Source organism: Leclercia sp. W6 (assembly GCF_003336345.1).
Taxonomy (GTDB): Bacteria; Pseudomonadota; Gammaproteobacteria; order Enterobacterales; family Enterobacteriaceae; genus Enterobacter.
Map to the genome: position 1 here is coordinate 1,222,751 of NZ_CP031104.1, position 18,842 is coordinate 1,241,592.

The following is an 18,842-nucleotide window of genomic DNA, read 5'->3' on the forward strand; positions in this document are numbered from 1 at the left end:
TATTTTGTGCCGGATAGCAGGCTAGTTTCGACGTAACGCCGCCACCAGTAAGGCAAAGGCGGTGGTGTGCTGGCGGCGGCTGGGGTAGTAGAGGTGGTAGCCATCAAACACCGGGCAGTATGCCTCCAGCGTACGGACCAGCCGCCCACGATCGATGGCCTCCTGCGCTGTTTCCTCCGGGACATAGGCCAGCCCCAGGCCCGCCTGTGCGGCATCCAGACGCTGGGGCAGGCTATTCAGGATAAGCTGTCCCTCTACCCGGACACGGATCTCCTCTCCCTTATGGACAAACTCCCAGGCATACAGGCCACCCCGCGTCGGCAGGCGCATGTTGATGCAGCGGTGATCCGCCAGTTGCTCGGGGGTTTGCGGTTCACCGTAGCGGGCAAAATAGTCCGGAGAGCCGACCACTGCCATCCGCATGTCCGGCGCGATGCGCACCGCAATCATATCCTTCGCAACCTGCTCCCCCAGGCGCACCCCGGCATCAAAACGCCCGTCGACGATATCCGTCAGGCCGTTATCTATCGTCACCTCCACATTGATGTCCGGGTACTGAACCATAAAGGGTTTGAGCACCGGCCACAGCACCGCGCTCATCGCATGCTCCCCTGCGGTGATGCGGATATTACCCGCCGGTATATCCCGCATATTGCGCAGCGCGGTTAGCGCCTGTTCCATCTCCAGCAGGTGGGGGCTTAAGCGCATAATGAGCTGCTCGCCCGCTTCGGTGGGGGCCACGCTGCGGGTGGTTCGGGTAAGCAGGCGCATATCCAGCCGGGCTTCGAGGTTGCGCATGGCATGGCTGAGGGCAGACTGGGAGACGCCAAGTTGGGCCGCAGCGCGGGTAAAACTGCGCTCCCGGGCGACCACCATAAATGACAGTAGGTCGTTAAAGTTCTCTTTCAGCATCAGGATTTCCGCATATATGAATTTGATTCATCATTCCTTTTTGATTATGCAGTCTAATCCTCGCCACCGGCATGCGCTACTGTTAACGCAACAGCAAACGAGGAGTCAGCATGAAAATTATCCGCAGCGGTTCATTACCTTCCGTCCGGGGACCAGAGGCCTGGTTTACCGGCACCGTACGTATCGACGCACCTTTCCAGGCCACCGAGCCCGCGAAAGTGGGCGGGGCGACCGTCACTTTTGAACCCGGGGCGCGCACCGCGTGGCATACGCATCCGCTGGGGCAGACGCTGATCGTTACCCAGGGTCGCGGCTGGCTACAGGCGTGGGGTAAAGAGGCTGAAGTCCTTAATCAGGGCGATATCGCCTGGATCCCGCCGGGCGTTAAGCACTGGCACGGTGCCTGCGCGCAGACCGCGATGACCCATATCGCCATCGCCGAAGCGGTGAACGTCAGCCCGGTGGACTGGCTGGAGAAAGTCACCGACGAGCAGTATCCGCAGATGTAGAAAATCGGTTTTTGATAAAGGTGATCAGCGAAACGCCATTGGGATGCACAATGGCGTGCAGCGCCCGGGTATAGTCAAGCACCAGCCCGGGCGTCCAGGCCATATTGGTGGCGCGTTTGCGCAGCTGCGCGGCGATCCACAGCTCCGGAATGAGCAGCAGCCGCAAAAAACCGCCCCGGGTACAGCGCTCTTTCAACACGCCATCCAGAGCCGCTTCAAGGGCATACGCCACACTGCTGGAGCAGTTGCGCCAGGTGAGGTTATAGGTTTCGGTCTGGCGGTACTGCGTCCAGAAACTGTTAAGCGACGCCGCATTAAAAATGGAGAAGTGGATTTTGCGGTCGGACTCGCACCAGATCCCCGCCTCATAGCGATAGTCAGGTTGGTATTTCCCCGCCACGGTATTTGCTTCCACCGCTTTAAGCAGATTAAAAAACTCGGAGGGGGAACGGTCGATCTCCGCTGCCGGATAGAGGCTGATGTAGAGGTGGGGAGGGCACTCCAGCGCCGCATGGCCGGTGGATATCACCCCGTTGGCATCCACGGCGGCGATATAGCGGTTGATAACCGGGCGCGGCAGGGTCTGCTGTTTTGCCGATCCTTCCGGGGTCCAGACATGCACAATCAGCTGATTGCCCGGCGTGTTTGTCACGGTGGGGGGCAGCGCCTCGCGCGGGGCGGGGATCAACGTCTGCGGGGCGAGAATATCAAATACCGAGCGGCCATGACGGACCTGGCGCATCCGCAGGGAGAGGAGCACCGACTGCACCCCGCCGGTTAGCATGACCATGCCGATAAACTGCGAGACGGTGCCGTCATGCTGCGTTGGAAAGGGCAGGAACAGAAAAATGGCGAACAGGATCTGTGCCACTCCGGCGAGCAGCGCTCGCCGCCAGTGGGTAAAGCGTACCACCACGGCAGAGGCGATGGTGAACAGGCCGGTAATGAAGTACGCCAGCCCAAAGACGATGGCCAATGCCAGCGTGCCGTCGTGGCGTCCGGATAAAATCAACATGGCGATGAGCAGGAACAGACCGCCCTTGAAGTAAAAGATGCCGCGCTGGGTTCCTTTCGCCGCAGACCCTAATGTCAGGGATACCAGACTGTCGAGCAGCAGAAACAGACCAAAGATATGCAGCGGAAAGTGCAGCCCGCCCTGCAAGCCATCGATAAAAATGGCCAGCCCAAGCCCGCCCCAGAGCACACCTGCCAGCATAAAGTAAGGTGCCGCTTTCCGGACAAATGCCGCACCGGCGAGCAAAAAGGCGATCTGCAGCATCGTTAAACCTCCTCCTGCGGCGTGGTCTGAAACAGGCTTCCTCTCTCGCCGGACCAGAAGGCGACAATTACCGGGCGATCCTTATCCGCCATCAGCAGCATATTGCGCTCTGTTATCGACACCGGTGGGCGGTCCGCCAGCGCCAGGCTAAAACGAAAGGGCTCGGTAACGGGCTGACCCTGCGCCACCGCCTGCCAGCGGGCAACCATCTGTTGCTTCTGCTTTGCATCGGGAACCCGGGCGAGCAGGGCTTCCCGGCTGGTGAGAGGGGCTAATAGGGCACTGAGGCGCGGGTCGGCATGAGCCTCCCAGACCAGACGACCGCTTTCAGGATCCAAAGAGTATGCCACGCCCTGAAAACGGCCATCCCCTGGACGGTTTGTTTTCTGGGCGCGGATAAAGACCAGCAGCAGGGCTGCTGCGGAAAGGTAGCACTGTGCCAGCAATATCGACTCTTCCGGCGTCAGGCGGGCAAAATAGAAGGGGCCGGTCTCCCGCCATGAGGCGTAGATAACCACCGCGCTAAAGAGAATGAAGGCCAGCGACGCCAGACGATTACCGCACACCACGGTGGTTGCGGTCAGCAGGATCAACGGCAGGCAGGCCAGGGAGTAAATCAGCGCGATATTGTCGCCGCGATCGGGCACATCACTAAAGATGAACAGGGTCGCCAGCAGTATTGCGAACACTAAACAGACCCCCAACAGCGACTCACGCCGCGCCGCTTTATCACCCGGGGCCAGCAGGCCCATCAGCGGCGGGGTGACAAACAGCGTGCCGGTAACGTTGGCGCCCCAGGCGAGCCAGAACCAGCTCATCTGAAGGGTGCCGGCAAGAGAAGAGAGCCAGATCGTCCCTGCGAGCGCGTTCAGGGTACTGAAGACGACCGTGGCAATCGTCCAGGTGACGATCTTATGCAGCCGATCGTAATGCCGTGAAAAGTGATGCACCGACCAGGCAATCCCCAGATGGCTGGTCAGTGAAAGCGCCCCCAGCACCAGGGAGACGTGAAAAGTATGGTGAAAGGTGAGCCCCAGCACCAGACGGGCAATAAACAGAACCAGCCACAGCGCGAGCCATTGCTTTTTTGCACTCAGCAGAAAGGCGGTGACGGCAACACCTGAAGGTAGCCAGATAAAAGCCGTCCGGATGTCGGGGCCGTCGAGACAGAGCGACAGCCATCCCAGGAGATAGTAGAGCGCGCCCCAGGCGAGTAAGGAATACGCTGACGTCAGTTTCGCTGCTTTCATCCAGGCTCCCGGCGGCGGTTATCGCTTTAAAAAGATATGACCTTTTCGCCGGGTTAGCCATTTTTGCCGGGATCGGTAATACGTATTAGTCAAACCCCGATCTCATGCCTTGCACCCGATATTCACGCGTGTTGTTCAAATATCAGAGGGCTGTTCTGCCTTTTTGGGTGACGGGCGTCGAACAGACAGCAATACGGCAGCTAATGTCAGTAACGGGATACCATGAAAAATGACAATAACCAGCGCGGGGGTAAACCAGATATAGAATGGCGCGACAATTAACATTCCCACGCCAAATCCGGTCATTTGCAGTAGCGTCATCAGGCTAAAAACAGGCAACCGTAATGATTCAGGCTCGCGTTGAATACGCGAGATCAGACTGACGTCCGCCAGACCATCTCCCACCCCGGCCACTGCGATAAACATCAGTGCCAGCGGAAGGGCTGTCTGTTGAAAGGTAAAGATAAAGCCCAGCGACATAAACGCCACGCCATAAAAAAACAGCCGATCTGTACGCATCTCGCAGCGCACTAACAGGTAGTTTGCCAGACGTGCCCCGGCGAATTTTCCACTGGCCCAGACAGCCAGCAAAAGGCCCATTGTTTTCCCGGCTGATGCGGGTGTAAAAAGCGCAGAAATGATGGGAAAGCCTACGTTATGGGCAGCACTGCCCAGGGTATCGGCCATGGTTACCAGCAACATACCTGCCAACAGCGGAGCCGTACGAAGCCCTGTGACCAGATTTCGCCACTCTTTACGCTGCTGTGTTGACCCATCAGCAACAGGCTGCACCAAAAAGCGTAACGGCAGTACGCACAAACCCGCCACCAGATAAGTCACAATATTCGCGGCAAATACAATCTGGTAGCCGCTGGTCGCCAGAAGAATACCGGATACAAGGCTTCCCGTAACCGCTCCCGTTGCAGAGGCAGAGGTTACCCAGGCATTTGTGGATACACGTCGGGACTCATCAATCCACAAGGGCAGCTGACTGTTAAGCCCGATAGCGAACATCGAATTTCCCAGCCCAATACCCAGCGCAATCAAAGGCAAGATATAAAGCTGGGTCGCCGCAGGCAAAATTAACAGCGAGGCTAACAGCGCAGCGCGTATAACATCAAAAGCCACTAAAGGCAGGCGGCCATGAAAGCGGCGGAAAAAAGGCACACCGACAGCACTTGCAATGATGCCTCCCGTCACCCGGCAGGCCAGAAAGATACTCACATGCGTTACGCTCTGGCTCAGCAAGTACACATAGGTGGACAGCACAACCATATTCAGGAAAGCACCAAAATCAGAGATAAACCTGGCCATAATGATTAAGCCGCTGTTTCTGGCGGAACGGGTATTCACTCTTTCGTCTGGCAGTTTATCGCTCATTCAGGTTTCCCTTGTGGAAAACAGCGACAGGTATCTGTCTGATTACGCATGGTTTAACATATTCTTAACCTGAATGCGCTTTCCATCAAGTCATCTTCAGTTGGCGTGCGACCACCGTCTGTTTTTTTATCGTCTTACCCCATCACTTTTAGCCGCCAAACACCGCAATCGCCTGTTGCAGGCGGGTGGTGCGCTGGGTGAGGTGATTGGCCGCCTGAGTGACATGCTCGACCATCCCGGTATTGTTATGGGTCATTACCCCGATACGGGAGATGGACTCATTAATCAGGCTCAGGGCCTGGGTCTGCTCTTGGGTAGCGTGTCCTATCTCCTTAATAAGTGATGACATGTTGAGTACGTTGCCAATCATGGTGGTCAGCTGCGCTTCGGTCTGCGCTACCATATCCACTCCGGCATTGACGCTGGCGACGTTTTTCTCGATAAGCGCGGCGATCTCCTTCGCCGCCGACGCGGAGTGCTGGGCCAGATTACGCACCTCGGCAGCCACCACCGCAAACCCGCGTCCGGCTTCTCCGGCGCGGGCCGCTTCCACCGCGGCGTTGAGCGCCAGAATATTGGTCTGGAAGGCGATCCGGTCGATCACCGCAATGATATCGACGATCTGGCCGTTATCCTTTGATACCGACTGCATCACGCCGATGGTTTGCTTCATCACGGCTTCGCCGCGGTACGCGCTGGCGCTGGTCTGGTCCGCCATCTGGATAGCCTGTTCTGCTGTTTCTGCGGTCTGCTGAACCGCGCTGGCTATCTCTTCCACCGCCGCGGCCGTCTGCTGGAGATCGTCCGCCGTCTCTTCGGAACGCGCCTGCAGGGCATCGCCTTCCTTCGCCACCTGCTGGCTGATAGCGCGAATGCCGCTGATTTGCGTTCCAACATCATCCACCAGTGAATTGAGGTTTAAACCGGACTGATTAACCAGTCGCATCATTAAGCCTATTTCGTCGACACGTTCAAAATGGGTATAGTCCGTTTTGCGCCCGGAAACCACGCACTGCATCTTTTTGACAATGGTTTTTAACGGGCGACAAATCTGGGCATTAAGAAACAAGCCCTGCAAAATAAAGAGGAGCCCCAGCGCCGCAATTTGAATTAATCCGCCGGGGAGAGATAAAGAAACGGCAAAGGCGAGCAGGGCGGTTATCCCAAGGGAGTAATTAATCCGTTTTGCCGTGCTGAGCCGTTTGAATAGCGAGAGAAAGGATAATAGGCCCCGGCGAACCAGCACCCCTTTATAAAAGCGGTGGCCTTTTACCTGATTATTACGCACCCGCTCATAGAGCGCTTCACTGGCATCTATCTCATGGCGCGCGGGAATATTGCGCACCGAGATATAGCCGGTGAGCGTGTCATTCTGATAAACCGGCGTCACGTTGGCGCGCACCCAGTAGTGATCCCCGTTGTGACGGCGGTTCTTCACCAGTCCCGTCCAGCTCTCACCTTCGTGCAGGGTAAACCACATATCGGCAAACGCCTCTGCAGGCATGTCCGGGTGGCGGATCACATTATGAGGTTCACCAATAAGATGTTCTTCTTTATAACCGCTGGCATCAATAAAGGCCGAGTTCGCGTAAGTAATATGGCTCTGGATATCGGTGGTCGACATTAAGGTCGAGCCTTCGTTAAGCAAATACTCGTTTTGTGTAACGTGATTGTTACGCCTCATAAATTACTCCAGGCTGATGTCTGCGTAAATAAAAGCCACCCGAAAAAGATTCAGGTAAGGTTGTATATTATTTTAAATAGTCCGGACGGCGTATTCTCCACAAATTCCCGATAATTAGAAAGTATCGCCATTAACTATTTTTTATTGGTTATAGGTGGCGCGCGTAATAAAAATGTCATCAACAAGGAGAAGAGGTTGGGGGTGGCGGGGAATAAATTGACTTAAGCCAAATATAAAGAAAGTAATGGATACCTGACCGAAACCGGACTCTTCGAAATAGCGTTTCATTAACAATGATAAAACATTATGATGGTTGACCACGGTTATCCGCTTAACAGGTGAGACGATGAAAATTAATATTATTGGCACCAGCGGCAGCGGCAAGAGCACGCTCGCCCGCCGGATCGCCACTGAACTGGCGCTGCCCTGTATCGAAATGGATACCCTCTACTGGCTCCCGGAGTGGCAGGGCACCCCGGACGATGTTCTCTTTGCGAAGCTGGAAGCCGCCCTCAGCGCGACACCTGGCTGGGTGCTGGATGGCAACTATAACCGCACCCGGCCCATAAAATGGCGCGACGTGGATCTGGTGGTGTGGGTGGATTACGGCCTGGCCCGCACCCTGCGACAGGCGGTGACGCGGGCGGTAAAGCGCGCCTGGACGCAGCAGGAGCTATGGCCCGGCACCGGCAACCGGGAGAGCTTTCGCCGCTCCTTTTTCAGCCGCGAGTCAATCCTGCTCTGGACGCTTAAAACCTGGCGCAGCAACCGGGCGCGCTACGAGACGGACATGCGCAACCCCTCTTATGCCCATATCCGCTTTGTCCGCATCACCACCCGACAACAGGCCGAAGCGCTGCTCGCGGAGTTGCGTGCAGCGCGCTAACCCGCCGCGGTATTTCTGAATTTCGGCAAACCAAATGTAAATTAATTGTTTCTCAGCGGTGAAATCGCCCCTTAATAATGGCGACATGTTTAGTCAAACGAGATTGCAACATGTCCTGGCGAATCAGCATTCTGGATAAAAGTCCTGTCGCAGAACACGAAACGGCCGCCGATGCGCTGGCCCGCACCCTGAGCCTGGCGCAGCAGGCGGAGACGCTGGGTTATCACCGCTTCTGGATTGCCGAACACCACAACACCCCGCAACTGGCGAGCCCGTCCCCGGAGCTGCTGATTGCCTGGATCCTCGGGCAGACCCGGCGCATTCGCGTCGGCTCCGGTGGGGTCATGCTGCAACACTACAGCCCGTACAAAGTGGCGGAAAACTTCAACCTGCTGGCGGCCATTGCCCCGGGGCGCGTGGATCTGGGCGTCGGTAAGGCACCCGGCGGACTGCCGCTCTCGACAAAGGCGCTCCAGCTCGGCCTCAATCCGCAGGAGAAGGGCGATTTCGCTACACAGCTGGCGCAGCTGGATGGCTGGATCAACCCAGGTTCAGAGGAGGGGGCGGTGCGTGCCACCCCGCGGCCACAGGTGCCTGCCGCCGGTTTTCTGCTGGGTGCCAGCGTGGAGAGCGCGCGTCTCGCCGCCCGCCTCAACTGGGACTTTGTTTTTGCCGCCCATCTGAATGGCGACCCCGAGCTTCTGCGTGAGGTCATTGAGACCTGGCGCGCCCACAGCGCCCGGGAGGTGATTGTCGCGGTGCAGGCCATCGTTGCCCCCACACAGGCGCAGGCCGGGGCGCTGGCAAGCGCAGTAGAGGTGTGGGGCGTTGAGCTGGCCAACGGCCAGCGGGTGACCGTCGCCAGCGAAGAGCAGGCCTACGCCTTTGCCCGCCAGGCGAACAGTGAGCCGCTGCGCATCGCCCGTCGCGCCCAGTCCCTGCTGGTGGGCACTGCGGAGTCGGTACACGAACAGCTGGAGGCGTTGCATCAGCAGTGGGGCATTGACGAGTTCATCATTGATACCCCGGTGGCCGACGGCGCTGCGCGGGTGCAGTCCCTGCGCCTGCTGGCCCAGGCCCGCCAGCAACGGGAGGTGGCGGTATGAGCCTGGAGCAACAGCTGATCGCCTGGCGCCGCGAGCTGCACCAGAACCCGGAGCTTTCCGGCGAGGAGGTAGAAACCACCGCGCGCCTGCGCCAGTGGCTGGGTGATGCCGGGATCGCCATCCTGCCCTATGACCTGCAAACCGGCGTGGTCGCCGAGGTGGGGAGGGGTGAAAAACAGATTGCCCTGCGCGCCGATATCGACGCCCTGCCGATTGAGGAGCGCAGCGGGGTGGCGTTCACCTCCCGGCATGCCGGGGTGATGCACGCCTGCGGCCATGACATTCACACCAGCGTGATCCTCGGCGCGGCCTTGCAGCTGAAAGCGCGGGAAGAGGCGCTCAATGGCCGGGTGCGGATCCTGTTCCAGCCCGCGGAAGAGAACTTTGGTGGGGCCAAAAGCCTGGTGCGCGCCGGTGCCCTGCGCGACGTCAGCGCCATCTTCGGCATGCATAACGAACCCGGTCTGCCGGTCGGACACTTTGCTACCCGCGGCGGCCCGTTCTACGCCAACGTTGACCGTTTCGTGTTGCGCATTACCGGTAAAGGCGCTCACGCCGCCCGTCCTCATGAAGGTCACGACGCCATCGTGACCGCCAGCCAGCTGGTGACGGCCCTGCAAAGCGTTGCCAGCCGCAACGTCAACACCCTCGACTCGGTGGTGCTGAGCGTGACGCGCATTACCGGCGGCAACACCTGGAACGTACTGCCGGAGCACGTCGAGCTGGAAGGAACCCTGCGCACCCATCGCACCGAAGTGCAGCAGAACGTGAAGGCCCGGGTAGCTGAGATCGCCGCCGGATTCGCCAGCGCCTTTAATGCGCAGATCGACATCACCTGGTATGCCGGGCCTACCGCGCTGGTCAACGACGCCACCTGGGCCGAGTTTGCCACCTCGGTGGCGCGGGAAACCGGCTACGAGACGCAGCAGGCGGAGCTGCATATGGGCGGGGAGGATTTCGCCGTCTACCTGCAGCAGATCCCCGGCGCCTTCGTCAGCATCGGCAGCGCCAGCCCCTATGGATTGCATCATCCGGCCTTTAACCCGGACGAAGCCCTCATCGCACCCGCCGCGCGCTATTTCGCCCGGCTTGCAGAAAAAGCACTGAATCAACTTTAAGGGTAAGGAGTCACTATGACCGCAACACGACAGCTGCGTCTGGGCACGATATTGCATGGCGCGTCGGGGAATATGTCGGCCTGGCGCCACCCGGCAGCAATCGCCGATGCCAGCATCAACTTTGATTTCGTCAAAGAGACGGCCCTGAAGGCAGAAGCGGGCAAGCTCGACTTTATCTTTGTTGCGGATGGCCTCTACATCAACGAGAAGTCGATCCCGCATTTTCTCAACCGCTTTGAGCCCCTGACCGTGCTGTCGGCGCTGGCGACCGTCACCTCCCGACTGGGGCTGGTGGGGACATTATCCACCTCCTACAGCGAGCCGTTCACCGTGGCGCGCCAGTTCGCCAGCCTCGATCACCTGAGCCATGGCCGGGCGGGCTGGAACGTGGTCACTTCGCCGCTGGAGGGGTCAGCAAAAAACTTCTCCCGGGATAAACACCCGGAGCACGCCCTGCGTTACCGCATTGCCGACGAATATCTCGACGTGGTGAAAGGGCTGTGGGACTCATGGGAGGGCGACGCCTTTGTGCGTAACAAAGCGACCGGGCAGTTCTTCGATCCGCAAAAGCTGCACACCCTCGATCATCACGGGGATTTCTTTAAGGTAGCCGGGCCGCTGAACATTGGCCGCACGCCGCAGGGCAGGCCGATTGTCTTCCAGGCCGGCGCCTCGGACGACGGCAAAAGGCTGGCGGCGAAACATGCCGACGCCATCTTTACCCACCATGACACCTTTGACGAAGCCCGGGCGTTCTGGCACGACGTGAAAAACCAGCTTAAACAGCATGGCCGTCGGGAGGACGAACTGCACATCTTCCAGGGGGTAAGCGTCATCGTCGGGAAAGACAGTGACGATGTGGAGCAGCAGTATCAGACCACCGCCGCGCTGGTCTCCATCAACGATGCCCTGAACTATCTTGGCCGCTACTTTGAGCATCACGATTTCAGCCAGTATCCGCTGGACGAGGCCTTCCCGGACATTGGCGAGCTGGGGAAAAACAGCTTCCGCAGTACCACCGATGAGATCAAACGCAACGCCCGGGAGCGCAACTTAACCCTGCGTCAGGTGGCGCTGGAAGCCGCCTCGCCGCGTCCGCGTTTTTCCGGCACCCCGGAGCAGGTGGCCGACGGTTTACAACAGTGGTTTGAAGGCCATGCGGCGGATGGCTTCATTATTCAGGGCGGCACGCCGGATACCTTCCCGCGCTTTGTTGACCTGGTGGTGCCGCTGTTGCAGGCGCGCGGCCTGTTCCGCACTGAATACCCCGGCACCACCCTACGCGAGAGTCTGGGTTTAGCGCAGCCCGTTAATCAGTTCACAAAACAATGAGAACCTGCCATGAAAAAATCATCGCTTATTCTGGCGCTTGCGCTGGCCTTTACCCCTGCCGTCTGGGCAGAGAATGTCACGATTAACGGCACCGGGGTGAGCCTCGAGGCCAACAAAACGCCGATCAACACGGCAAAAAATCCGCAGGCCATCGCCCAGTTGCCCGCCAGTTTTAAACCGGTGGTACCGGGGAAATTCACCGTGGCGATTGCCGGGCTGAGCCAGCCGCCGCTGACGGTCTTCGCCGATGACAACAAAACCCTGATTGGCAGCGAGGCGGATATCGCCCGCCTGGTGGCCGACAGCCTTGGTCTGGAGCTGAACGTGGTGCCCACCTCCTGGGAAGACTGGCCGCTGGGCGTCACCTCCGGCAAATACGACGCGGCGATCAGCAACATCACCGTGACTAAAGCGCGCAAAGAGAAGTTCGACTTTGCGACCTACCGGAAAGATTCGCTGGGCTTCTACGTCAAATCCACCAGCCCGATCACAAAACTTGAGCAGGCGGAGGATATCGCCGGGCTGCGGATCATTGTGGGCTCCGGCACCAACCAGGAGGCGATCCTGCTGGCGTGGGATGCGGAGAACCAGAAGAAGGGGCTGAAGCCGTTTACCCCCATCTACACCAAAGACGAAGCCGCCCAGACCCTGGCGTTGCAGTCCGGGCGCGCGGACGCTTACTTTGGCCCGAACGTGATTGGCGCATGGAAAGCGGCTCTGAACGGTAAAACCAAACTGGTGGGCAGCGTGGATGGCGGCTGGCCGAAAGCGGCCCACATCGCCGTGACCCTGAAAAAAGGCAGTGGTCTGGCGGAACCGGTGCAGACCGCCCTCAACGGGGTAATCAAGAACGGCGACTACGACAAGGTGCTGAACCGCTGGGGTGAAGGCGTGGAACGCATCCCATACTCCGAAGTTAACCCGGCTGGTCTTGGCGACTAAGGAGAACCTATGAGCGACCTTTTTCGTGACGTTTCGCCGGAGGATGCCGATCTTCAGCCCATTATTAACGGGCTGTTCGGTGAATACGCGGCGCGCTACGGGGACTACTTCTCTAAAGATGCCGAGGTGGAACTGACCGAGTGGTATCTGCCGCCCCAGGGTCTGTTTATCGTGCTGGAACGCGACGGAAAGATTATCGCCACCGGGGCCTATAAGCCTTTCGACGCCCGGACCGCCGAGATCAAACGCATCTGGACTGACAGATCCCTGCGCCAGCAGGGGCTGGCCGGCCGGGTGGTGCAGGAGCTGGAGCGCCGGGCGGTGCTTGCCGGTTATAGCCAGATCACCCTCACCACCGGCTTCCGCCAGCCGGAAGCGGTGCGGCTCTACCTGAGCCAGGGCTACACGGCGCAGTTCGATCTTAACCGCGACCCGGAAGAGTACAGCCAGCCGCCGTTCGACGGGCGGCTGCGCTTCACCAAAACGCTGGTACGCGAAGCGTTCAGCAAATCGGCATGAGGAACGATGATGAACAACGTTGAAACCATCAAAGTGGTCCCGGCGCGCTATCCACTGCGCACGGTGGGGGCGATTGTTGCGCTGTTTGTGCTGGCGGTGGTCATTCAGTCGGTGGCCTTTAACCCGCGCTGGGAGTGGGCGGTGTTTGCCCGCTGGTTCTTCGACCCGGTGATCCTCGAAGGGGTGGGGCAGACGCTGCTCCTGACCCTGATCGGCACCGTACTTAGCGTGGTGTTTGGCGGCGTGCTGGCCCTGGCGCGGTTGTCCTCCTCGTGGCTGTTGAGCAGCCTCGCCTGGGGCTATATCTGGCTTTTCCGCTCCCTGCCGCTGATTGTGGTGCTGATCGTTCTCTACAACTTCTCCTATCTCTACGACACGCTGTCGCTCGGCGTGCCGTTTACCGGCATCACCTGGGGCAGCTTTGAGACCATCAATGTGCTGGGGCAATTCTCCACGGCGGTGGTCGGGCTGACGCTGGTGCAGAGCGCCTATACTGCCGAAATTATCCGCGGCGGCTTTTTAGGGGTCGATCACGGCCAGTATGAAGCGGCAGCCGCGCTGGGCTTACCGGCCTCACGCCGCACCCTGCGTATCATTCTGCCGCAGGCGCTGCGCACCATTTTGCCTTCCGGGTTTAACGAAATCATCAGCCTCGCCAAGGGCACAGCGATGGTCTACGTCCTGGCGATGCCGGAGCTGTTCTACACCATCCAGATGATCTACAACCGCACCCAGGAGGTGATCCCGCTGCTGATGGTCGGTGCCGTCTGGTATCTGGCGATCACCACCGTGCTCTCGGCCATTCAGCACCTGGTTGAGCGAGGCCTGGCCCGCAGCGAGCGCCGCTCGGCGGTAAACAGCTCCCGCGCCACCCGTACCCGTTCCGTTACCACCCCAACCACACAGGAGCCCGTCCATGCCAGCCTCTCCTGAAGGACATATTTCCATTACCGGTGTGAGCAAGTTCTTTGGCCGCCACAAGGCGCTGGATAACGTCTCGCTGGAGATCCCGCCCGGCTCGGTAACGGTGATCCTCGGCCCGTCCGGCTCGGGCAAATCGACCCTGTTGCGCACCATCAACCACCTGGAGCGGGTTGACGAAGGTTTTATCCAGATTGACGGGGATTACATCGGCTATCGCCGGGAGGGCAACACGCTGTACGAGCTGAAAGAGAAGGCGATCCTCAAACAGCGGGTCAACGTCGGCTACGTGTTCCAGAACTTCAACCTCTTCCCGCACCTGACGGTGCTGGAAAACCTGATCGAAGCGCCCATCGCCCACAAACAGCTGAGCCGTAAAGAGGCTATCGAGCGGGCTTACGAACTGCTCGACGTGGTGGGGCTGCGGGATAAAGCCGACGCCTGGTCGCGTCATCTTTCCGGCGGGCAGCAGCAGCGCATCGCCATTGCCCGCGCCCTGGCCCTACGCCCACGGGTCATGCTGTTTGATGAACCCACCTCGGCGCTGGACCCCGAACTCGTTGGCGAGGTGCTGGATGTGATCAAAAAACTGGCCCGCTCCGGCACAACGCTGGTGGTGGTGACCCATGAGATCGGCTTCGCCCGGGAAGTGGCGGACCAGGTGGTGTTTATGGTCGACGGCAAAATCGTGGAGCAGGGCAGCAGCGACGAGGTGTTGAACCGACCGTCTCACGCGCGAACGCGACAGTTCCTGTCCAAAGTACTGTAAGGAGTGAAGATGAAAAAGGGAGTACTGGCGTTGCTCATGGTGGCATCCACAAGCCACGCCGCGATTGATTTACAGGCTAACGAGCAGCCACTACCGGTGACGGTGGACAAGCATGCGGTGGCGAAGATCCCCGCTAACTACAAATTTGTCGAACCGGGCACCCTGACGGTGGCTATTTCGGCGCTCAACTCCCCGCCGCTGGCATTGCTGGCAAGCGATAACCGCACCCGCATCGGCAGCGACCCGGATATTGCCCGATTGCTGGCGGGCAGCCTCGGCCTGAAGCTGAAGCTGGTGCCGACCGCGTGGGAGGACTGGCCGCTGGGCATCACCTCCGGGCGCTACGACGTGGCGCTGGTCAATATTGCGGTGACCGAGCAGCGTAAACAGAAGTTTGATTTTGCCACCTATCGCGTCGATAACCTGGCCTTCTCGGTAAAATCTACCAGCGAGGTGCAGTCGATTAAAAGCGCCGCCGATCTCTCAGGCAAAAAGGTGATTGTCGGCTCCGGCACTAACCAGGAGCGCATTCTGCTGGGCTGGAACGAGGAGAACAAGAACGCCGGGCGGGAGCCTGCGCTGCCGGTCTACCTGACCGACGACGCCTCCGGCAATCTCTATATTCAGTCCGGCAGGGCGGATGTTTTCTTCGGCCCGCAGTCGGTTTCGGCCTATAAAGCGGCGCTGACCGGCAAAACCCGGGTGGTGGGTTTAGGGCCGAAGAAGGCGTATGTGGCGACCACCACCAAAAAGGGGAACGGACTGGTATACGCCTTACAGGCCGCCCTCGACGGGGCGATCCAGCGGGGAGAGTACCAGAAGGTGCTGGCGCGCTGGGGGGAGCAGGGCGAAGCGGTGACGCAGTCGGAGGTCAATCCGCCAGGCATCACCTACTGATGCTGCTCTACACTTAGGGTTTTGACCCTGAAGTGGAGCGATCATGATCAAAGTGTATGGCGTACCGGGCTGGGGTTCAGCCATCAGTGAGGTGATGCTGACCCTCGCCGACATTCCTTATCAGTTTATCAACGTCGACGGGTTCGATAAGCCGGGGGCAACCCGTGAGCTGCTAGAAAAACTCAACCCGCTGTGTCAGGTCCCGACCCTCGAGCTGGAAAATGGCGAAATCATGACGGAGACGGCGGCGATCGCGCTAATGATCCTCGATCGCTGTCCGGATCTTGCGCCTCTGGTTGGACGCGCGGAGCGCCAGCAGTTTCAGCGCCTGCTGATCTGGCTGGTGGCCAACGTCTATCCCACCTTTACTTATGCCGACTACCCGGAGCGCTGGGCACCGGACGCACCGGAACAGCTACAGCAAAACTGCCGTGAATACCGCAAATCGCTCTACCTCTGGCTGGATAATCACCTGAAAGCCACGCCGTACGCTTTTGGCGAGCAGATCACCTTGATCGACTGCTACCTGTGCGTGATGCGCACCTGGGGGCCACGTCCGGACTGGTTTGCCGCCAATACCCCGAAGATCACGGCCATCGCCGATAGCGTGTGCAAGCTCCCGAAATTGCACAAGGTACTAAAAGCTAACGAAATACTCTGCTAGTCTGGAACGCTCATTTAAAAGGAGCCCTGCACATGCCACACGTTGATATTAAATGTTTTCCCCGCGACCTGAACGACGAACAAAAAACCGCCCTGGCGGCGGATATCGCCGAGGTGATTACCCGTCATCTGAACAGTAAAGATCGCGCCATTTCCGTGGCCCTGAACGAGGTCGCAGAAGCCGACTGGAAAGCGCAGGTCTGGGATACGGAGATTGGCCCGAAGCTGGATGAGTTGATTAAGAAGCCGGGTTATTCGATGTAAGCCTTTTGCCCGGCCTGCGTGTACTGTACCCGTGTAGGCCGGGTAAGGCGCAGCCGCCACCCGGCGATTCACACATACAGCTCCGGATGTTCCTCCAGCATCGCCAGCATATTATCCCGAATCTCATCCTGCGCCCCGGCCATCCACACCGCCTCCAGCGGCATCCCCATCTGCTCCGCGCCGTTCAGCTGCACAAATTTCACGCCCGGCATCAGATAGCGACTGCTCCAGGCGGGCACAATCGCCAGCCCAATGCCCGCCGCCACCAGGTTGATAATGGTCTGCTTCTCGTCCGCCATCTGTGACACTGTCACTTCAATGCCCGCATTATGAAAGAGATTCATGGTCAGGTCGTGGCTGTGCGGGCGCGAGCGCCGCTCCGGCAGGATCATCGGCATCCCTTCCAGTTCCGCGATATCGACCCTCTCCCGGTCGGCAAACGGATGGCTGACGGGCAGGGCGAGGATCCCCGGCTCATGGCATAAAAATGCCCGGCCAAACTGGGCGTCGAGCTGCGCGGGCGGGCGGATAAAGACCAGATCCAGCCTGCCGCTTTTCAGCTTCGGCAGCAGATGCACGGTCTTATCTTCGAACAGCTGGATCTCCACATCCGGGTAGTGCTGGCGGAAGAGTTGCAGCAGTCCGGGCAGCAAACCGATGGCCGCGCTGTCGATGGTGCCGACGCGCAAAAGCGGCTGCGCCCGGCGTGGATTTTGACGAAATTGCAACATAATCGCGTCGGCATGGGCGAGCAGCTTTCGTGCCTCTTCCCGCAGCAAAACACCGTTCTCCGTCAGCGCTACCCGGCGGGTCGAGCGGGTAAACAGCCGCGTGCCAAGTGCCTCTTCTAAAAGACGAATATTCCTTCCCAGGGCGGAGGGCAGCATATCCAGGCGCTGGGCCGCCTGACCGAAATGCAGGGTTTCGGCTACCGCCAGGAAACAGCGCAGGTGTTGTAGTTCCATTTTGGCTCGCTCGCGATTATTGCATTTTTTTGTATAAACCGATGCGCATGATCATGCAAGAAATATCAGCATACTCATCAGGGCAGCCCGACTGCGTACCCTACAAAATAATTATGAGGAACACCTCACATGACCTGCACAATCGAACAACGGGTAATGCGCAAAATCACCTTGCGCATCGTACCCTTCATCATGCTGTTGTACTTCATCGCCTTCCTCGACCGCGTGAATATCGGTTTCGCGGCGCTCACCATGAACGCCGACCTCGGCTTCTCCCCGGCAGTGTTTGGCTTCGGCGCCGGGATCTTCTTCCTCGGCTACTTTCTGTTTGAAGTGCCCTCCAACCTGATCCTGCACAAGGTCGGGGCGCGCATCTGGATTGCCCGGGTGATGATCACCTGGGGGCTGGTCTCCGGCGCTATGGCCTTTGTCCAGGGCACTACCAGCTTCTACACCCTGCGTTTTCTGCTCGGCGTGGCGGAAGCGGGCTTCTTCCCGGGGATCATCCTCTACTTAAGCTACTGGTTCCCGGCGCAAAAGCGCGCCCAGGTGACGGCCATCTTTATGGCAGCAGCACCCATCTCCACCGCCCTCGGCTCGCCGATCTCCGCGGCGCTGCTGGAGATGCACGGCATGATGGGCTTTGCCGGCTGGCAGTGGATGTTTGTTCTCGAAGCGGTGCCGGCGGTGATCCTCGGCGTGGTGGTGCTGTTCTGGCTCACCGATCGCCCGGAAAAGGCGAAATGGCTCAGCGAAGAGGAGCGCGGCTGGCTGATTGCTACCCTGCAACGTGAGCAGGCGGCAAAACAGGCCACGGCGCAGCACAGCGTCTGGAAGGGGCTGCTGGATAAACGCGTTCTCGCCCTGTCGCTGGTCTACTTCGGCACCTCCGCCGGGCTGTATACCCTGGGCATCTGGTCCCCGCAAATTATCAAAACGCTCGGCGTCTCCTCTATGACCGTTGGCCTGCTGAACGCGATCCCGGCGGTGCTGGCGGTAGCGGCAATGGTGGTCTGGGCGCGTCATTCCGACAGAACCGGTGAGCGCTCCTGGCACGTGATTGCCGCCTGCATTGTGGCTGCAGCAGGGCTGTTTATGGCGGGCAGCACGGCGAGCATCGTTGGGGTGATCCTCGCCCTGACCATCGTTAACTGCGGCATCAGCGCCTCCAAGCCACCGCTGTGGAGCATGCCAACCCTGTTCCTTTCCGGTTCGGCAGCGGCGGCGGGGATCGCCACCATCAACTCCCTCGGCAATCTGGGCGGCTTCGTCGGTCCGTTCATGATTGGCCTGATCAAGCAACAGACCGGCAGTTACACCTGGGGGCTGTGGTTTGTCGCCGGGCTGCTGATCCTCTCTTCACTGGTGGTGCTGTGGCTTTCGGCATCCAGCCGTAAAGCGCAGGACAATGAAACATTAATTCAGTCAAAACATTGATTTAAGGAA

General features: G+C 59.2%; 17 protein-coding genes and 1 pseudogene. 12 read left to right on the forward strand and 6 right to left on the reverse strand.

The window, feature by feature from the left end:
• Window positions 1–21: 21 nt before the first annotated feature.
• Window positions 22–912, reverse strand: coding sequence for a LysR family transcriptional regulator (locus tag DVA43_RS05960; RefSeq protein ID WP_114314892.1), 891 nt, complete (start codon window positions 910–912; stop codon window positions 22–24).
• Between the two features lie 110 nt (window positions 913–1,022).
• Here DVA43_RS05960 and DVA43_RS05965 point away from each other — a divergent pair, with 110 nt between their 5' ends.
• Window positions 1,023–1,421 (forward strand): cupin domain-containing protein, encoded by a 399-nt coding sequence (locus DVA43_RS05965; RefSeq protein ID WP_114314893.1) that lies wholly within the window; start codon window positions 1,023–1,025, stop codon window positions 1,419–1,421.
• Here the strand turns inward: DVA43_RS05965 and DVA43_RS05970 are convergent.
• From DVA43_RS05970 to DVA43_RS05985, 4 genes are all read right to left on the reverse strand, one after another.
• On the reverse strand, window positions 1,393–2,700 hold the full coding sequence (locus tag DVA43_RS05970; protein ID WP_210406698.1) for an HdeD family acid-resistance protein: 1,308 nt from the start codon (window positions 2,698–2,700) through the stop codon (window positions 1,393–1,395). The genes DVA43_RS05965 and DVA43_RS05970 overlap by 29 nt on opposite strands.
• Window positions 2,701–2,702: 2 nt before the next feature.
• Window positions 2,703–3,950 carry an MASE1 domain-containing protein gene (locus tag DVA43_RS05975; protein WP_114314894.1) on the reverse strand — a complete coding sequence of 416 codons (1,248 nt, stop codon included), beginning with the start codon at window positions 3,948–3,950 and terminating at the stop codon, window positions 2,703–2,705.
• A 135-nt stretch (window positions 3,951–4,085) separates the two neighbouring features.
• Entirely contained in the window at window positions 4,086–5,330 is a 1,245-nt protein-coding gene (locus DVA43_RS05980) for an MFS transporter (RefSeq protein ID WP_114314895.1), read from the reverse strand.
• A gap of 148 nt (window positions 5,331–5,478) precedes the next feature.
• A complete protein-coding gene (locus tag DVA43_RS05985; RefSeq protein WP_114314896.1) occupies window positions 5,479–7,014 on the reverse strand; it encodes a methyl-accepting chemotaxis protein in 1,536 nt (511 codons plus the stop codon).
• 346 nt (window positions 7,015–7,360) lie between these two features.
• Here DVA43_RS05985 and DVA43_RS05990 point away from each other — a divergent pair, with 346 nt between their 5' ends.
• From DVA43_RS05990 to pptA, 10 genes and pseudogenes are all read left to right on the forward strand, one after another.
• The gene (locus DVA43_RS05990) at window positions 7,361–7,900 is read left to right on the forward strand and encodes an adenylate kinase (RefSeq protein ID WP_114314897.1); all 540 of its coding nucleotides are present in this window, start codon (window positions 7,361–7,363) and stop codon (window positions 7,898–7,900) included.
• Between the two features lie 110 nt (window positions 7,901–8,010).
• The gene (locus DVA43_RS05995; RefSeq protein WP_114314898.1) at window positions 8,011–9,006 is read left to right on the forward strand and encodes an LLM class flavin-dependent oxidoreductase; all 996 of its coding nucleotides are present in this window, start codon (window positions 8,011–8,013) and stop codon (window positions 9,004–9,006) included.
• Window positions 9,003–10,124: an amidohydrolase gene (locus tag DVA43_RS06000; RefSeq protein WP_114314899.1), complete on the forward strand. Its 1,122-nt coding sequence runs from the start codon at window positions 9,003–9,005 to the stop codon at window positions 10,122–10,124. The genes DVA43_RS05995 and DVA43_RS06000 overlap by 4 nt, the downstream gene beginning before the upstream one ends.
• Window positions 10,125–10,139: 15 nt before the next feature.
• Window positions 10,140–12,398 (forward strand): annotated as a pseudogene (locus DVA43_RS25065) (NtaA/DmoA family FMN-dependent monooxygenase).
• Between the two features lie 9 nt (window positions 12,399–12,407).
• Window positions 12,408–12,917, forward strand: coding sequence for a GNAT family N-acetyltransferase (locus DVA43_RS06015; RefSeq protein WP_114314902.1), 510 nt, complete (start codon window positions 12,408–12,410; stop codon window positions 12,915–12,917).
• Window positions 12,918–12,926: 9 nt separating this feature from the next.
• Window positions 12,927–13,850: an amino acid ABC transporter permease gene (locus tag DVA43_RS06020; RefSeq protein ID WP_114314903.1), complete on the forward strand. Its 924-nt coding sequence runs from the start codon at window positions 12,927–12,929 to the stop codon at window positions 13,848–13,850.
• Complete coding sequence (locus DVA43_RS06025; protein WP_114314904.1) at window positions 13,834–14,607, forward strand: amino acid ABC transporter ATP-binding protein; 774 nt, start codon at window positions 13,834–13,836, stop codon at window positions 14,605–14,607. The genes DVA43_RS06020 and DVA43_RS06025 overlap by 17 nt, the downstream gene beginning before the upstream one ends.
• 9 nt (window positions 14,608–14,616) lie before the next feature.
• Complete coding sequence (locus DVA43_RS06030) at window positions 14,617–15,504, forward strand: transporter substrate-binding domain-containing protein (protein ID WP_114314905.1); 888 nt, start codon at window positions 14,617–14,619, stop codon at window positions 15,502–15,504.
• Window positions 15,505–15,547: 43 nt separating this feature from the next.
• Window positions 15,548–16,168, forward strand: coding sequence for a glutathione S-transferase family protein (locus DVA43_RS06035; protein WP_114314906.1), 621 nt, complete (start codon window positions 15,548–15,550; stop codon window positions 16,166–16,168).
• Window positions 16,169–16,200: 32 nt separating this feature from the next.
• Entirely contained in the window at window positions 16,201–16,431 is a 231-nt protein-coding gene (pptA, locus tag DVA43_RS06040; RefSeq protein ID WP_114314907.1) for a tautomerase PptA, read from the forward strand.
• Between the two features lie 68 nt (window positions 16,432–16,499).
• Here pptA and DVA43_RS06045 read toward each other — a convergent pair whose 3' ends face one another.
• A complete protein-coding gene (locus tag DVA43_RS06045) occupies window positions 16,500–17,396 on the reverse strand; it encodes a LysR family transcriptional regulator (RefSeq protein WP_114314908.1) in 897 nt (298 codons plus the stop codon).
• A 129-nt stretch (window positions 17,397–17,525) separates the two neighbouring features.
• On the opposite strand from DVA43_RS06045, the gene DVA43_RS06050 reads away from it, so the two are divergent.
• On the forward strand, window positions 17,526–18,833 hold the full coding sequence (locus tag DVA43_RS06050) for an MFS transporter (RefSeq protein WP_114314909.1): 1,308 nt from the start codon (window positions 17,526–17,528) through the stop codon (window positions 18,831–18,833).
• The last annotated feature ends 9 nt before the right edge of the window (window positions 18,834–18,842 follow it).

What these genes read in the sequence shown, in the direction of transcription:
- DVA43_RS05995 (WP_114314898.1), top strand. Translation starts at nt 8,011, where the DNA reads ATGTCCTGGCGAATCAGCATTCTGGATAAAAGTCCTGTCGCAGAACAC.
- DVA43_RS06030 (WP_114314905.1), top strand. Translation starts at nt 14,617, where the DNA reads ATGAAAAAGGGAGTACTGGCGTTGCTCATGGTGGCATCCACAAGCCAC.
- DVA43_RS06020 (WP_114314903.1), top strand. Translation starts at nt 12,927, where the DNA reads ATGAACAACGTTGAAACCATCAAAGTGGTCCCGGCGCGCTATCCACTG.
- DVA43_RS05975 (WP_114314894.1), bottom strand. Translation starts at nt 3,950, where the DNA reads ATGAAAGCAGCGAAACTGACGTCAGCGTATTCCTTACTCGCCTGGGGC.
- DVA43_RS06035 (WP_114314906.1), top strand. Translation starts at nt 15,548, where the DNA reads ATGATCAAAGTGTATGGCGTACCGGGCTGGGGTTCAGCCATCAGTGAG.
- DVA43_RS05965 (WP_114314893.1), top strand. Translation starts at nt 1,023, where the DNA reads ATGAAAATTATCCGCAGCGGTTCATTACCTTCCGTCCGGGGACCAGAG.
- pptA (WP_114314907.1), top strand. Translation starts at nt 16,201, where the DNA reads ATGCCACACGTTGATATTAAATGTTTTCCCCGCGACCTGAACGACGAA.
- DVA43_RS06045 (WP_114314908.1), bottom strand. Translation starts at nt 17,396, where the DNA reads ATGGAACTACAACACCTGCGCTGTTTCCTGGCGGTAGCCGAAACCCTG.
- DVA43_RS06050 (WP_114314909.1), top strand. Translation starts at nt 17,526, where the DNA reads ATGACCTGCACAATCGAACAACGGGTAATGCGCAAAATCACCTTGCGC.
- DVA43_RS05980 (WP_114314895.1), bottom strand. Translation starts at nt 5,330, where the DNA reads ATGAGCGATAAACTGCCAGACGAAAGAGTGAATACCCGTTCCGCCAGA.
- DVA43_RS05990 (WP_114314897.1), top strand. Translation starts at nt 7,361, where the DNA reads ATGAAAATTAATATTATTGGCACCAGCGGCAGCGGCAAGAGCACGCTC.
- DVA43_RS06015 (WP_114314902.1), top strand. Translation starts at nt 12,408, where the DNA reads ATGAGCGACCTTTTTCGTGACGTTTCGCCGGAGGATGCCGATCTTCAG.
- DVA43_RS06000 (WP_114314899.1), top strand. Translation starts at nt 9,003, where the DNA reads ATGAGCCTGGAGCAACAGCTGATCGCCTGGCGCCGCGAGCTGCACCAG.
- DVA43_RS06025 (WP_114314904.1), top strand. Translation starts at nt 13,834, where the DNA reads ATGCCAGCCTCTCCTGAAGGACATATTTCCATTACCGGTGTGAGCAAG.
- DVA43_RS05985 (WP_114314896.1), bottom strand. Translation starts at nt 7,014, where the DNA reads ATGAGGCGTAACAATCACGTTACACAAAACGAGTATTTGCTTAACGAA.
- DVA43_RS05970 (WP_210406698.1), bottom strand. Translation starts at nt 2,700, where the DNA reads ATGCTGCAGATCGCCTTTTTGCTCGCCGGTGCGGCATTTGTCCGGAAA.
- DVA43_RS05960 (WP_114314892.1), bottom strand. Translation starts at nt 912, where the DNA reads ATGCTGAAAGAGAACTTTAACGACCTACTGTCATTTATGGTGGTCGCC.